This is a genomic window from Diplocloster hominis (assembly GCF_032380655.1).
In the GTDB taxonomy this organism is placed as follows: Bacteria; Bacillota; Clostridia; order Lachnospirales; family Lachnospiraceae; genus Diplocloster; species Diplocloster hominis.
Genome location: NZ_JAWDIY010000005.1, coordinates 221,078 through 235,575, shown reverse-complemented (window position 1 = coordinate 235,575; position 14,498 = coordinate 221,078). Strand labels below are relative to the sequence as shown.

Genomic DNA, 14,498 nt, shown 5'->3' with positions numbered 1-14,498 from the left:
GAATCAAGGCAGGTATATCAAGACAGGTAAATTAAGGCAGTTCGATCTCTTCCAGTTCTTTCGCCGGGATCGGTTTTGAGGATGCTTTTACGAATTTCTTAACCTCTACCGTGGCCTTATTAATCGGGATATTCGTTCCCGCACCGGCCACACAGCCGCCGGGGCAGGCCATACCCTCGATCAGGCAGCCGTTCTTTCTGCCGGCCTTGGCTAACATCAGCATCTTCTTACACTCTTCCAGGCCTTCCGCATGCTCAATCAGCACATCCACATCGGGATAGTACTCATTCACGCATTTCTCGATCGCTTCCGCGACCCCTCCGGCGATGGCATATCCACGGCCGGCTCCGGTCGCGTCATGCATGGAAACCTCTTTGTCATATTCGTCCAGATTAATCCCCTTCGCGTCGAACATGCCCAGCAGTTCTTCGAAAGTTATGACAAAATCCACATCGCTGCGCACCGTTCTTCTGGAAGCCTCCAGTTTCTTGGACGCACAGGGCCCGATAAACACGACCTTAGCATCCGGATGCTTCTGCTTAATCGTTCTGGCCGTCGCTACCATAGGGGTCAGGGAGTTCGACACGCTGTCGATCATCTCCGGGAAAAACTTCTTCGCCATCATAGACCAGGAAGGACAGCAGGAAGTCAGCAGGAACGGCAGCTCCTCGGTCACCACTTTCTCCACATAGTGATGCGCTTCCGTCACACACCCCACATCCGCGCCCATGGCCACTTCATATACCTTGCTAAAGCCCAGCTCCAGCAGAGCGGCCTTCACCTTCTTCTGGTTGTTTTCCGGTCCGAACTGGCCGATAATAGCGGGAGCCACCTCCGCGATTACCTCTCCGCCGTTCTTCATGCAGCGGATCAGCTGGAACAGCTGTGACTTATCAGCAATCGCCCCAAAAGGACAGCTGACCATACACTGGCCGCAGGAAACGCACATATTCGTGTTGATCTTCGCCCGGCCCAGGTCATCCGACTCGATGGCCTTGATCCCGCAAGCCGCCGCGCAGGGACGGATCTTCCTGGCGATGGCGTCGTAGGGACAGGCCGCTTTACATCTGCCGCACTGAATACACTTCTCCTGATCAATAAAAGACTTGCCGTTCACAAAGGAAATCGCGCCCTTGGGACATACCTCCTGGCAGGGATGGGCAATACAGCCCTGGCATTCGTTGCTGACTTCCATCTTATTATCCGCACATGAATTGCAGGCGGATGGAATCACCTGCATAAGCGGCGGCTCATAGTATTTCTGGTCAATATTGCTCAGTTCAATTCCATCTGTGATATGTACCGGCTTGTCCTCCGGCCTCAGGGACATTCCCATCGCCAGCCGGACCCGTTCGGAAGCAATCGCCCTCTCTCTATAAATACTCTCCCGATACAAAGGCACATCACCCGGTGTAATTTTATAGGGAATCGCCTCAATATCGTTATTCACATTTTCCGAAGCATAAGCTACTTTTGCAACCTCCGTAAATACCTGATGGCGCAGTTTACGAACGGGGGTTTCCAGTCCTCTCATTCTTTCGTACCTCCTAAAATTTCATTCTCGTTAACATATTATCACATTTCGGTCTAAAATGGGAAAAAATTTTATAGGAGGTCTTTAACCAGCAGGTCCTGACCCTAAATTCTCCGCTCATCCCCCCAGCCTGGGTTCATAAGCATCGGTTCTGTCCTCTTAAATGTGCTTGCTATGGTCTGTGCCTTCCCTTCCCGGGCGGAAATGTCCAGCGCCTCCAGTACATTCATTGTGTGATAGCCAAAGGCCGCGCTCAGCCGCTGGTTTTTGTGTTCCAGTATCGCCCGGGCCATATCGGCCACGCCGATTCCGCGCATATCTTTTTTATATTCGAAGATGCAGGGGATGTCGGACCAGTCCGAATCACCTTTTCTCCGGTATTGGATCTTACCGGAAAAACCGCAGGGGGTCGGGATCACAAGGGTGCCTTCCGTACCGTAAATTTCTACGCTGTCATCCATCCGTGTGGCGTCCACATCGAAGGAATGATGAATGGTGGCGACGACTCCATTTTCCATGGTCAGGATTCCGGCCAGATAGGTGGGAACTTCTACCTGGATCTTGGTGCCGTACAGGGGTTCACTGGTGATGGTGCGCTCCTCATGCACTTTTTTCGCGGAGCACATAACACTGTCCACCGGCCCCAGCAGATAAGTCAGACCGGCTACATAGTAGGGCGCCACATCATATAATGGGCCGGCTCCTTTGTGGTACAGGAAGGCCGGATTGGGATGCCAGGATTCGGGGCCCCCTGTCAGGATATGACTGATGGCTCCAAAAGGCCTGCCGATCCATCCCTCGTCAATCAGTTTACGGGCAGTCTGAATACCGCTTCCCAATACCGTGTCAGGCGCACTGGTCAGCATTTTATTCTTCCTGTCTGCCAATTCTACCAGGCGGCGTCCGTCATCAGTGTTCAGGGCCAGGGGCTTTTCTACATAGGTGTGTTTTCCCGCCAGCAGCGCCTGTTCACAGATCTGCGCGTGCTGTCCTGGCTGTGTCAGGACCACCACGATATCAATCTCCGGTATGGCGAGAAGTTCTTCGCTGCTTTTACACACTCTGGGAATGCGGAATTGCTCCGCACGAAGCCTGGCTGCCTCCTCTTTTATGTCTGTAACCGCAATTACCTGCGTCTGATTAAAAATACCGCACAGGTTTTCTAAATATTTTTCACTGATATTTCCGCACCCAATGACACCAACATTTACTTTTTCCATACTTTGCCTCCATTTCTTTTTCATGAAATTTCAAATTATTTTCACATTTTTCATGAAAATATGGTAGCACAATCCATAAAACGAGTCAATTAGGTTTCGCAAAATATAACAGGATTTCTTATAATTTGATCTTTTGCATAAAAGAATTCTTCTGGTTTTGTGCACTATGTATGTAGTGATCTACTTGTATAACTACGGATTCACTTAGAATCAGCAAAACACGTTCCTGAAATTCAACCCCTTGTGCTGCAGCCGGTCTGCTCCGTTCTGCGTAAATATATCAGCATGTAATTTTACATTTATTTTGTAAGATTTTTCACCCGAACACTATGCAGTGAACGAATTACATGCTATAATGGACAAAAGTTTTCCATTTATTTCCGTTACTTTTCCTGATAAATGGAGCATTATTTTTCGAGAAGGCGGTGTTTCAAATGAGCCCAAAACGACAGAAAGCAACGATCACAGACGTCGCAAACCATGCCGGAGTTTCTGTTGCGACTGTTTCCAGAGTCTTTAATCACAAAGGTATCGTCAATGAAGATACCTACCGTCAAGTCATGGAATCCGCGCAGGCACTGAATTATCAGAAAAGTTCCGCTGCCCCGGCTCCCATCCCGGCCGACAGCCGGCGTTCCGAAAAGGACCTGCTTATTATCAATATTCCATCCCTGAGTAACCCGTTTTATAATGAAATCGTTAAGGGCGCCAAGGCGGCGGCCGAACTCCACGATTACGATCTGCTGCTTAACCAGGGTCATATCAATGAGGGGAATCTCTCATCGATCATGCACATGCTGTCCAGGGTAAATGCGAAAGGAATCATCACGCTGAATCATTTAACCGCCGAAGTGGTGCAGACCCTATCCGCCTCTTTCCCTCTGGTACAGTGCTGTGAGTTTGAAGAGTATTCGCCGGTGTCCACTGTGGGTATCGATGATCTTCTCTCATCCAAGAATGCCATGGATTACATTTTGTCCACCGGCCACCGGAAAATCGCTCTTGTCAACGGGCCGATCGAATATAAATATGCCCGCCACCGCAGAGAGGGTTATCTGAAAGCTTTGGAGAATGCCGGGATCGAGGTGAATCCCGACTGGATTATCCAGCTTCCGGAAATCAACGCAGATATGGCCTTTTCTTCCGTGGCCAAGCTTCTGACCATGCCCAATCCCCCGGATGCCTTCTTCGCCGTATCCGATTTGTGCGCGGCGGCGGTGATCCGGGCCACGAAGCATACGAATTTCCGGGTACCCGAAGATATCATCGTGGTCGGTTTTGATAATGTGGACATTTCCAGCATTACCATGCCCTCCATCACCACCGTCAATCAGCCAAAGTTCCAGCTGGGCTATATCTCCTGCGAACTGATGCATGAGAAACTGACGAATCCTTCCGCTGAGACGAAGCATATGGTATTGAATACCGAGCTGATTATACGGGAATCTACAGCCATTCCCGTGATGCGGGGGTAGATGATTCTATACTTCGAAGAAGATATCCGGATTAGGACCTATTTTTTGATTGTGTTCTTTTAAGTTTTCTATGTCTGACATCTGGTTCTGGTCCAGTTCAAAGTCGAAGATATCCAGGTTTTCCCGGATTCGGGCAGGGGTTACGGACTTCGGAAAGATCCGGTGGTTTTTCTGGATATGCCAGCGCAGTACGACCTGGGCGGGGGATTTTCCCGTTTCTTTGCTGATTTTTAGAATGGCGGGATCTTTCAGGATAATGCCCCCGCACATAAGCGGGCTCCATGCTTCCATCAGGATGTTTTTATCTTCGCAGTAGGACTGCAGTTCGTTCTGGGGGTAGTATGGATGGCTTTCCACCTGGTTGACCAGCGGGAGCATGCTTCCCTGATCGGCCAGCGTTTCTATGTGATGCGGATTAAAATTGCAGACGCCGATTACGCGGACCGCTTTCTCCTGGTACAGACGTTCAAAAGCTTTCCAGGTCTCTCCATACAGATATTTTCCCGGCCAGTGGATCAGGAAACAATCCAGATAAGTAAGCCTTAACGCCTGCATACTTCTGTCAAATGCCCGCAGAGCTGCGTCATACCCCTGGTCGGCGGCCGTCAGCTTTGTGGTGATATACAGCTCTTCTCTGGGGAGCGCGCTCTCCTGGACCGCTTTTCCAACCGCCTCCTCGTTTTTGTAGGACGACGCGGTGTCGATACTTCGATAACCCGCTTCAAAAGCACACTGAAGCGCATCATATGCCTGTCTCTGATCAGTAACCTGGTCCATGCCGATACCGATACAGGATACCTGGACTCCGTTGGCCAGTTCTTTGTTGAAAATTTTCATTGCAAAACCCTCCCATCCTCTATTCATCCGTTATTTCACAATATTTTATTGTTATTATAGGTTCTTTCATGACTTTCGTCAATGGTTTTTTACATTTTTCATGAAAATATCGTAATTTTTAATGAAAACATGTTGAAAGTTTTCATTTTTTATTTTATAATAACTGCATAACATGTGAGATGTTACAAAATGCAGGTAACAATAAAATTGATGTCAGCGGAAAGGTTGGGTATTATTATGGGTATTAAAGTTGGTCTGCAGGGTTATACGGTACGGGAATACATGCGGTTTGACCCATTGGGCGCGCTTCGCAAAACCGCCGGGATTGGCTATCGTTACATAGAACTGCCGAATTACGACGCTTCCGGCAGTTCCTATTATGGATTAAGCGCTGAAGAATGGAAAAAAGAAGCGGATGACGCCGGTATCATGATCATCGGAGGTTATGTCACGAACCTGACGGATGAAAACTTAGAAAAAACATGTGTTTATTTTCAGAAATTGGGATGCAGCAGAATGGTGGTTCCCATTGACTACTTTCCTTCCCGTGAGATCTTAGACGAAAAATGCCGTTTCTACAACAAAGCCGGAAGCCTTTGTCAGAAATACGGCCTTTCTCTCTTTTATGAAAATCATTACCACGAATTCCAGCTGATGGACGGCCAGACCGTCATGGATCTCCTGCTGGCTCAGACCGATCCTGAGCTGTTTCATCTCTCCCTCAACACCTATTGGCTCATGAGGGGCCTGGTGGACCCTTACGCGTTCTTTCAGAAATACCCGGACCGGATAGGTTCCATCGTCCAGGAAGACTACCCACTGGATCAGATCGACAAATTCAACATGTGGAATTTTAAAAACCACCATCCCATAGCGGAAAACATTCGCTATGACAAATTACTGCAAGGAAACGAGATCCAAAACATCCATCCCGTACAATGTGAACTTTTCACAGAAATCGGGGAAGGTATCCTGAAACTGCAGCCTATCATAGACCTGGCCAACGAAATCGGCACCGTATCCTACATCCTCCTAAAGCAAGATTTCACACGCAGGCCCACGGAATTCGAGAGTATCGAAATCAGCCTTCGAAATTACAGAAAAATCCGGGGCGTGGACTGGTGATTTTGGGAGGTATCTGATGGGTCCGGAGCGGGCCGGGGCAGGGATTGCCTTCCTATGCGGGGCCAACGCGCGGGGGCGGCCAATCCTTACGGGAGCCAAATCGCATCGGCCAGACCTAAGAACGGGTAACTCCGATGGCGGGAGAACCTCTTATTAGCAGGGCCCGGAACAAACTCGCCAAAAAAACGGCTCGGACAGTGTTCCAGGCCCTGCGAGGTTCTCCCACCATCTGCGTAACCCGTACTAAGGTCTGACCTCAAGCGATTAGGCTCCCGTAAGGATTGGCCGCCCCCGCGCGTTGGCCCCGCATAGGAAGGCAATCCCTGCCCCGGCCCGCTCCTGCTTTAGTGATGCCCCAAACGTAGTCCAATAGTGCTTAACTTTTACCAGGATCGTCATTAACACTCTTATGGAGAAGTCTAAAGATCCCCTGTTACATTTGGCAGGCGAACCCGCCCTACAGGGGTTCTGCCCCGGGTTTGGGTATGCCCGCCGTTTAGGATGGGAGACAGTGGGCGGTATCCGGGGAGACTCCCGGCTCTGGGGGGCTTTTGTGTCTTTGCGGGAGCGCATAGGGCGGCTGTGCATCCGCTTAGTGGAATCGGAAAGCCGGGTTCAGGATGCACGGCGGACTTCACGTCCGACGGGCAAGAGCCTCTGAACCGGGAACACTTCATGTGTTCCTGGTGAATAGGCTCGATTCCTGAACCCGGCTTTTCGATTCCACTTAGCGGATGCCAGCGCAAGCCCTAAGCGCTCCCGCAAAGACACAAAAGCCCCCCCAGAGCCGGGAGTCTCCCCGGATACCGCCCACTGTCTCTCATCCTAAGCAGCGGGCATACCCAAACCCGGGGCAGAACCCCGGCAGGGCGGGTTAACCTGCCAAATGCAACAGGGGATCTCCCCCCCTTACAACCCAGCAGTAAATCTCCGAAAAGCTTCGCGTCCTGCAGGGCTGCATTTGAATACGCCGGCGTCTTCCAGGACTTTTACGAAGACCTGGCCGATTTCCTGCCGGAGAATGCTGTGTACGTTCTCTTGGTTCAGATTTGGATGGCGGGGCAGGAACTCGTCCACCCAGTCCGCGTGCTTTGACAGTTCCTCATCCCCGCGGATATCATCTCCGTTCAGGATGGCGGATGCCAGGTTTTCCATCTCGTCTTTCAGGCGGGCGGGCAGTACAGCCAGTCCCATCACTTCGATTAATCCGATGTTTTCCTTTTTGATGTGGTGCAGGTCCGCGTGGGGGTGATAGACCCCGAAGGGATGCTCCTCTGTGGTAATATTATTGCGCAGAGTCAGGTCCAGCTCGTATACTTCGCCTTTTTTACGGGCGATCGGGGTGATGGTGTTGTGGGGCTCTCCATCCGTCTCTGCATAGATGAACGCATCCTCGTCGGTGTATGCCCTCCATTTTTTCAGAATGTAGTCTGCCAGCTCTACCAGACGGGCGGAATCCCTGTGGCGGATGCGGATAACAGATAACGGCCAGTGCAGGATGCCGGCTTCCACATCCTCATATCCCGGGATCGTGATCTGCTCTTCTATGGCGGCCCGCGCCATGGCGAACTCGTAGTTTCCGCCCTGGAAATGATCGTGGCTTAAGATCGAGCCGCCGACGATCGGCAGGTCGGCATTAGAGCCGAGGAAGTAGTGGGGGAACAGTTTGATAAAGTCAAAGAGCTTGGCAAAGGCTGCCCGGTCTATTTTCATCGGGATGTGCTCGCCGTTAAATACGATGCAGTGCTCGTTGTAATAGACATAGGGGGAATACTGGAACCCCCAGGCTCCTCCCTGGATCGTGACCGGTACGATTCTGTGGTTCTGGCGGGCGGGATGGTTCACCCGCCCCATATACCCCTCGTTTTCCTTGCACAGCAGGCATTTCGGATAACCGCTGGCTTTGGCGAGTTTGGCTGCCGCGATGGCTTTGGGGTCTTTTTCGGGCTTAGACAGGTTGATCGTGATATCGATGGAACCGTAATCGCTGTCCACGGTCCATCTCATGTCCTTGCAGATCCTATAGCGCCTGATATAATCCGTATCCTGGCTGAATTTGTAGAAATAGTCCGTGGCTTGCCTCGGGTCTTTTTCGTAGAGAGCCCAGAACTTTCTCTGGAATTCACTGGGCCTTGGCACCAGGCAGCCCATAATCTTGGTGTCAAACAGATCCCTGTAGACGATACCGTCTTCTTTCAGGATTCCACGGGCGTGAGCCTCATCCAGTAATTCTTGTAAGACCGGTTCCAGCTCGATGCCGGAATATTCTTCCGAAGGCTCAACATATTCCGCTTCTTCGAAAAGCTCCAGCAGCCGGTTGGTCGTATAGACGGCGTCTTCCGCTTCGATCAGCCCGGTCTCCAATCCATACTGTACTAGTTTTTTGATATTTTCGAACAGCATTTTAGTCCTCCTTATTATAACCGTTTGGATGGGTACTGTGCCATTTCCATGCTGTCCCGATGATTTCTTCCAGATCCGCATGTTCCGGTTTCCAGCCCAGGACGGTTTTCGCTTTCTCGCTGGATGCGATCAGCTGGGCGGGATCTCCCGCTCTTCGTCCTTCGATGACGGCCGGGATCGGATGTTTCGTTACTTTTCTGGCCGTTTCCACTACTTCTTTTACGGTAAATCCAATGCCGTTGCCCAGATTGAATATGTTGCTTTCTTTTCCATCCAGCAGATACTGCACCGCCAGAATGTGGGCCTGGGCCAGGTCGGTCACATGGATATAATCCCGGATACAGGTGCCGTCCTTTGTGTCGTAGTCTTCTCCGAAGATCTTGATGGCCTCCCGCTGTCCCAGCGGGACCTGCAGGATCAGCGGAATCAGATGAGTCTCCGGATTATGGGCCTCACCGATCTCACCGCTTATATGTGCCCCGCAGGCATTGAAATAGCGCAGGGACACGTAGGTCAGACCATGGGCTTTTCCCACCCATTTAAACATCTTTTCCATGGACAATTTTGTCTCTCCGTAAGTGTTTACCGGCTCTGTCCGGTCCGTTTCCAGAATCGGAATCCGCTCCGGCTCGCCGTAAGTCGCCGCGGTGGAGGAAAAGACGATGTGTTTCATATTATGAGCGACCATGGCGTCCAGAAGAACTTTTGTGCCGCACAGGTTGTTATCATAGTATTTTAACGGGTCTGCCATGCTCTCACCCACCTGGGAGTTGGCCGCAAAGTGTATCACCGCCTGTATCCCGGTTTCTTTTTCAAATACTTCATCCAGAAATGCCCTGTTCCGGATATCCCCCTGATAGAATCTGGCTTCCGGATGTACCGCCTCCTTGTAACCCGTCTCCAGGTTATCAATGATGACCACATCTTCCCCTTTTTCTTTTAACGCGTATACGGTGTGGGAACCGATGTATCCGGCTCCTCCCAGTACCAATATGGACATAATTCTTTTCCTCCTTCTCTTCTAATCTTCCTAGGCAACTTAATTTTCCAGTTTCCCTGCTCCGTCTCCGATATCCACCACATAGAAATCCGCAGCATATCCGATTTCTTTTAAATACCTGCTGCCCACTTCTTCAATAAAGGCGTCTGTCCTATCCTTTTGTACAATGCTGACCGTGCATCCGCCGAATCCGGCTCCGGTCATACGTGATCCAATGACGCCTTCCATTTCCCAGGCCGCTTCGGCCAAGGTATCCAGTTCTTTCCCGGTCACCTCGTAGTCGTCCCGCAAAGACACATGGGATGCGTTCATGAGCGCTCCGAACTGTTCGATATCATTAGCCTTTAACGCTTCCACCGCCCGGATGGTCCGTTGATTTTCATAAACCGCATGTCTGGCCCTTCTTCTGCAGACCGGGTCCGATATGGCTCCCTTCACCTCTTCGAACTCCGCTTCCGTCAGCTCTCCCAGAGCCTCTATTTTCTTCACCTTCTGAATATCCGCCAGCGCGGCTTCGCACTGGCTCCTGCGCTCATTATATTTAGAATCCCCAAGTCCCCGCTTTTTATTGCTGCAGGCGATCACGATTCTGGCATTTTCGAGCTTGATCGGCGCATACTCATAGGCCAGATTGCTGGTATCCAGGAAAATGGCATGATCTTTTTTCCCCATGGCAATGGCAAACTGGTCCATGATTCCGCAGTTGACCCCATTAAAATTATTCTCCGAATACTGACCATACAGCGCGATCTGTGTCATACTCACATCGTCGAATCCATACAGATCCTTAAGTATCACTCCGGTCACCACCTCTACCGACGCGGAGGAAGACAGTCCCGAACCGTTTGGTATATTACCATACAGCAGCAGGTCAAAGCCCTGCCCGATGGAATAACCTTTGGACCGGAACGCCCATATAACCCCCTTCGGATAATTCGTCCAACCCGCCTCTTTTTCGTATGTAAGCTCGTCAAGCCCGGACTCTAAGATACCCAGCTGCTCAAAGTTCATGGAATAAAAGCAAAGTTTTTGATCCTGTCTTTTTCTGGCTATGGCATAGGTTCCGATGGTCAGAGCACAGGGAAATACATGCCCTCCGTTATAATCCGTATGCTCTCCGATCAGATTGACCCGTCCCGGCGCGAAGTAAGCCCGGATATCTCCATCCCCTCCGAACAACTCTGCAAACTTCCCCATCAATTGCTCTTTCATGACGCATCTCCTTTATTTCACTTTTTCTGTTATAAAACATTTTTCCTGTTTATGAGCTCATTATAACACAGATTGGCCAATTGTAAATAGAAATTTTCTGTTCTATAAAAGAAAATTATTCGTTATATTTACCAATCGCTTGATACACTTTCCAAGCTTCTGAAAAGCGAACATCGGGATATTGATAAAACCAGTTTATAACTCATTTCGATGATCACTCCCAGAACTTCCAGAAGGATTTTTTAATGATTTTAGTTCTCTTATCTTTTTAGAATTCAGAATATCTGTTATTATATTATTACATTAAAAAGGAAGCACTGCGCATGTCCGCATCCAGTCGGCCGAATGATAGGGGGCCATCCTCTAAGCCGATATGCCGAATGTGTAATGGAAAAGGAACGGGACTGTGGCCGGCTGCTCAAACGATAAATGCAAAGGAGAAACGGTGATATTTTGAAAAAAGCCATATTATATATCCACGGAAAAGGCGGAAGTTATAGGGAAGCGGAACAATATAAAAAAAATTGTTTCGGGTTTGATATTCTCGGTGTGGATTACAAGGATTATTTTCCGTGGATTGTGCAAAAGCAAATCAAGACCGCATATGATCAGCTGCATCAAAAGTATGAACAGATTTCTATTATTGCCAACAGCATAGGCGCTTATTTCGCAATGCTCGCACTACAAAATTCCGAAATCGAAAAAGCTCTGTTTATATCTCCGGTATTGGATATGGAGAGACTTATTCTAGACATGATGAAATGGGCCAATGTAACAGAAACCGAGCTTCGTGAAAAAGAGGAAATTCCAACGGATTTTGGCGAGACACTCTCATGGAACTATTTATGTTTTGTCAGAGAAAATCCTATTAAATGGGATATTTTCACAGAAATTCTGTATGCAGGAAAAGATAACCTCACCTCCCGCAAAACAGTGGATATTTTTGCTGACACTCATAGCGCCAATCTTACAATAATGGAAAACGGGGAACATTGGTTCCATACCGGGGAACAGACCGCCTTTTTAGATGAGTGGATGAAAAAAGCAATCGTCTGACATTGCCTCAAAGAATCAGGACTAAAAAAGCCGGTAAAGCCCGCAGTCAAGGCCGTACCGACAGCAGAAAACATTACAAAAAAGCTCTGTACTCTTTGGTTTCTTAAAAAATAATATTGTTCAGGAATCCGAGAACACCCGCGCTGGCCAGGCCCATGATTACACCTGCCACCAGGACGCCTCCCATAACGGCCAGCACACTGGATTTGAAGTCCATATCCAGAAGACTGGCGGCAAGGGTGCCGGTCCAGGCCCCAGTCCCGGGCAATGGTATTCCCACAAACACCAGCAATGCGATAAAAAGTCCGCGTCCCGCTTTTTCCTGAAGTTTTTCTCCCCCCTGCTTCCCTTTTTCCAGGCAGAAACGGAAAAATCTTCCGATCACCGGTTTATCCGCTCCCCACTCCAGGATTTTCCTGGCAAACAGATAAATAATCGGCACAGGCAGCATATTGCCCAGAATCGCAACTACATAGGACGTAAACAGCGGCAGTCCTTCCACCTGTGAAAACGGAATCGCTCCCCGAAGCTCAATGAGCGGTACCATAGAAATGAAAAACACCCAAAAATATTTTATAAACATTTTCCCTCCAAACGTGCGTCGTTTGCACAAACAGGTGCGGGTGAACTTTTGTTCATCCATAAGCCTTTCTGAATGATTATTTTCGATATATTATATATAATCCCTCTTGTTCCGTTTCAGTACATTTTTCTGATAATCAAAGCATTCTTCGGCCACTGACTTATTCAGAACCAGCAGGCAGATCAGATTCGGAATCGCCATCAGGCCGTTCATGGTGTCAGAAATATTCCATACCATCTGCAGTGTGGTCGTCGCCCCCAGAAATACCACCAGCGAAAAGACCAACCGGTATAATTTGTTCGCCTTTGTGGAACCCACCAGATATTCCAATGCTTTTTCCCCATAGTATTCCCAGCCCAGGATGGTAGAGAAGGCAAACAGAGCGATCCCGATCGTGATAATCCACGCTCCGGCGGGTCCCATGGCAGTGGAGAACGCCTGGATCGTCAGCTGCGCGCCGTCAACCGTCTTACCTGCTGCATCCGTGATACCCAGCACACCGGAAGACGCGATCACCAGGCCTGTCATGGTACACATGACGATGGTATCCAGAAATGTACCCGTCATATTGATATAACCCTGACGGGACGCGTGATCCGTCTTTGCCGCCGCTGCCGCGATCGGCGCGGAGCCAAGGCCCGCTTCGTTGGAAAAGACGCCTCTGGCCACGCCCCAGCGCATGGCCTGGAACATACCGGCTACGATCGTCCCGCCCACGCCGCCGGCTACCGCCTTGACGGAAAAGGCCATACGGAAGATCTCACTGACTCCCTCCGCCACATTCGCATGGTTCAGCAGGATCGTAATCAGTGCGGCCAGGAAATAGAATACCGCCATAATCGGAACGATAAACCCGCATACACGCCCGATACTCTTAATACCGCCCATCAGTACCAGCAGAGCCAGAAGGGTGATTACCGCCCCGGTAACCCATACCGGCACGCCAAAGGTGGTATGTACCGCATCTGCGATGGAATTCGCCTGTGTCAGATTACCGATCCCAAAGGAGGCCAGCACCGCAAACAGGGAAAACAAAAAAGCCAGCACAGACCCGATCCATTTGATCTTAAATCCATTTTTCATGGCGTACATCGGTCCGCCGGCCATCTCCTGGTTCGCGTTTACGGTGCGGTACTTCACCGCAAGGACACTCTCCGCGTACTTCGTGGACAAGCCAAACAGTGCGGACAGCCACATCCAAACCAGAGCGCCGGCCCCGCCGGACACCATGGCCGTAGCGACACCAACGATATTTCCGGTCCCTATGGTAGCCGCCAGCGCGGTCATCAAGGACTGGAACGGGGAAATATCCCCCTCACTGTCCCCTTCCGATTTCAAAAAGATCGCTTTGAACGCATGCGGCAGATTTCTCCATGGCAAAAAATGAAGCCGCACCGTAAGAAAAATCCCTGTTCCCACCAGCAGAACCAGCATCACAGGTCCCCACACGAAATCATTGACACTCTTTATCATTTCCTGAATATCCACGTTATCTCACACCCCACATACTTTTTCTTTAGAATATGATGCTTACCATCCAAACTGTTAAAATCAGCATAGCAGTCTAAGTATATCATAAGTTCCAATTCCTGGAAAGTCAGAAAACTGTTAAGAAGGCACCGGCCAGCCGCTATTCTGGTCCAATTTTGGGGAATGGGGATTTTGTACATAGGTCCGGGAAGGGAGGGAGGCTGACAGATTTCGTAGTATTGTTAGTGACTTATTTTTTCGTTATGAAGCTATCACATCTGCACACATAGGTGACCATTCTACTATTCTGACATTCATATCCTAACTAAAAGCACTGTAAGCTAAAGAATGTAGCACATTTCACCGTTTACGAACCTTCCACACGATAAAAGCCTTTTGTAAAGCAGGGCTGAAGGGAAGCGGCTCCCCAAGACACGCCGCTTCCCTTCAGCCCGGACCTCAGTATCAAAATCCCCATTTATCAAAATTGCCCATGATTGGTAACGCACGGACCCAAAGGTTGACAAAACGGTATCATGTGTTACAATGTTTTCAAAACAAGAATCCTGTTATAATACAACCT

At 49.6% G+C, this 14,498-nt stretch carries 11 protein-coding genes; 3 read left to right on the top strand and 8 right to left on the bottom strand.

What is annotated here, in order from left to right; all coding sequences use genetic code 11:
* Positions 1 to 31 precede the first annotated feature (31 nt).
* A complete protein-coding gene (locus tag ABC831_RS07025; protein WP_158346328.1) occupies positions 32 to 1,534 on the bottom strand; it encodes a 4Fe-4S dicluster domain-containing protein in 1,503 nt (500 codons plus the stop codon).
* A gap of 104 nt (positions 1,535 to 1,638) precedes the next feature.
* Positions 1,639 to 2,754 carry a Gfo/Idh/MocA family protein gene (locus tag ABC831_RS07020; protein WP_343247511.1) on the bottom strand — a complete coding sequence of 372 codons (1,116 nt, stop codon included), beginning with the start codon at positions 2,752 to 2,754 and terminating at the stop codon, positions 1,639 to 1,641.
* A 434-nt stretch (positions 2,755 to 3,188) separates the two neighbouring features.
* On the opposite strand from ABC831_RS07020, the gene ABC831_RS07015 reads away from it, so the two are divergent.
* Positions 3,189 to 4,229: a LacI family DNA-binding transcriptional regulator gene (locus ABC831_RS07015; RefSeq protein ID WP_343247510.1), complete on the top strand. Its 1,041-nt coding sequence runs from the start codon at positions 3,189 to 3,191 to the stop codon at positions 4,227 to 4,229.
* A gap of 6 nt (positions 4,230 to 4,235) precedes the next feature.
* Here ABC831_RS07015 and ABC831_RS07010 read toward each other — a convergent pair whose 3' ends face one another.
* Positions 4,236 to 5,066, bottom strand: a complete 831-nt coding sequence (locus ABC831_RS07010; RefSeq protein ID WP_343247509.1) for an aldo/keto reductase — start codon at positions 5,064 to 5,066, stop codon at positions 4,236 to 4,238.
* A 237-nt stretch (positions 5,067 to 5,303) separates the two neighbouring features.
* Between ABC831_RS07010 and ABC831_RS07005 the strand changes: the two genes are divergently transcribed.
* Positions 5,304 to 6,191 (top strand): sugar phosphate isomerase/epimerase family protein, encoded by an 888-nt coding sequence (locus ABC831_RS07005; protein WP_343247508.1) that lies wholly within the window; start codon positions 5,304 to 5,306, stop codon positions 6,189 to 6,191.
* A gap of 909 nt (positions 6,192 to 7,100) precedes the next feature.
* Here ABC831_RS07005 and galT read toward each other — a convergent pair.
* Genes galT through ABC831_RS06990 form a run of 3 tightly spaced genes read right to left on the bottom strand, consistent with a single transcriptional unit; the run spans position 7,101 to position 10,806 of the window.
* Positions 7,101 to 8,594, bottom strand: coding sequence for a UDP-glucose--hexose-1-phosphate uridylyltransferase (galT, locus tag ABC831_RS07000; RefSeq protein ID WP_343247507.1), 1,494 nt, complete (start codon positions 8,592 to 8,594; stop codon positions 7,101 to 7,103).
* Between the two features lies 1 nt (position 8,595).
* The gene (gene galE, locus ABC831_RS06995; protein ID WP_343247506.1) at positions 8,596 to 9,594 is read right to left on the bottom strand and encodes a UDP-glucose 4-epimerase GalE; all 999 of its coding nucleotides are present in this window, start codon (positions 9,592 to 9,594) and stop codon (positions 8,596 to 8,598) included.
* A gap of 39 nt (positions 9,595 to 9,633) precedes the next feature.
* Positions 9,634 to 10,806: a galactokinase gene (locus tag ABC831_RS06990; RefSeq protein ID WP_343247505.1), complete on the bottom strand. Its 1,173-nt coding sequence runs from the start codon at positions 10,804 to 10,806 to the stop codon at positions 9,634 to 9,636.
* Between the two features lie 429 nt (positions 10,807 to 11,235).
* On the opposite strand from ABC831_RS06990, the gene ABC831_RS06985 reads away from it, so the two are divergent.
* Entirely contained in the window at positions 11,236 to 11,862 is a 627-nt protein-coding gene (locus tag ABC831_RS06985; protein WP_343247504.1) for an alpha/beta hydrolase, read from the top strand.
* Positions 11,863 to 11,965: 103 nt separating this feature from the next.
* On the opposite strand, the gene ABC831_RS06980 is transcribed toward ABC831_RS06985, so the two are convergent.
* On the bottom strand, positions 11,966 to 12,445 hold the full coding sequence (locus tag ABC831_RS06980; protein WP_343247503.1) for a COG2426 family protein: 480 nt from the start codon (positions 12,443 to 12,445) through the stop codon (positions 11,966 to 11,968).
* Between the two features lie 90 nt (positions 12,446 to 12,535).
* Positions 12,536 to 13,918: an alanine/glycine:cation symporter family protein gene (locus ABC831_RS06975; RefSeq protein WP_343247531.1), complete on the bottom strand. Its 1,383-nt coding sequence runs from the start codon at positions 13,916 to 13,918 to the stop codon at positions 12,536 to 12,538.
* Positions 13,919 to 14,498: the final 580 nt, after the last annotated feature.

Excerpts from the sequence above, each read along its gene's own strand:
- ABC831_RS07015 (WP_343247510.1), top strand. The coding sequence starts at position 3,189 with ATGAGCCCAAAACGACAGAAAGCAACGATCACAGACGTCGCAAACCAT.
- ABC831_RS06975 (WP_343247531.1), bottom strand. The coding sequence starts at position 13,918 with ATGATAAAGAGTGTCAATGATTTCGTGTGGGGACCTGTGATGCTGGTT.
- ABC831_RS07010 (WP_343247509.1), bottom strand. The coding sequence starts at position 5,066 with ATGAAAATTTTCAACAAAGAACTGGCCAACGGAGTCCAGGTATCCTGT.
- ABC831_RS07020 (WP_343247511.1), bottom strand. The coding sequence starts at position 2,754 with ATGGAAAAAGTAAATGTTGGTGTCATTGGGTGCGGAAATATCAGTGAA.
- ABC831_RS06990 (WP_343247505.1), bottom strand. The coding sequence starts at position 10,806 with ATGAAAGAGCAATTGATGGGGAAGTTTGCAGAGTTGTTCGGAGGGGAT.
- ABC831_RS07005 (WP_343247508.1), top strand. The coding sequence starts at position 5,304 with ATGGGTATTAAAGTTGGTCTGCAGGGTTATACGGTACGGGAATACATG.
- galE (WP_343247506.1), bottom strand. The coding sequence starts at position 9,594 with ATGTCCATATTGGTACTGGGAGGAGCCGGATACATCGGTTCCCACACC.
- ABC831_RS07025 (WP_158346328.1), bottom strand. The coding sequence starts at position 1,534 with ATGAGAGGACTGGAAACCCCCGTTCGTAAACTGCGCCATCAGGTATTT.
- galT (WP_343247507.1), bottom strand. The coding sequence starts at position 8,594 with ATGCTGTTCGAAAATATCAAAAAACTAGTACAGTATGGATTGGAGACC.
- ABC831_RS06980 (WP_343247503.1), bottom strand. The coding sequence starts at position 12,445 with ATGTTTATAAAATATTTTTGGGTGTTTTTCATTTCTATGGTACCGCTC.
- ABC831_RS06985 (WP_343247504.1), top strand. The coding sequence starts at position 11,236 with ATGCAAAGGAGAAACGGTGATATTTTGAAAAAAGCCATATTATATATC.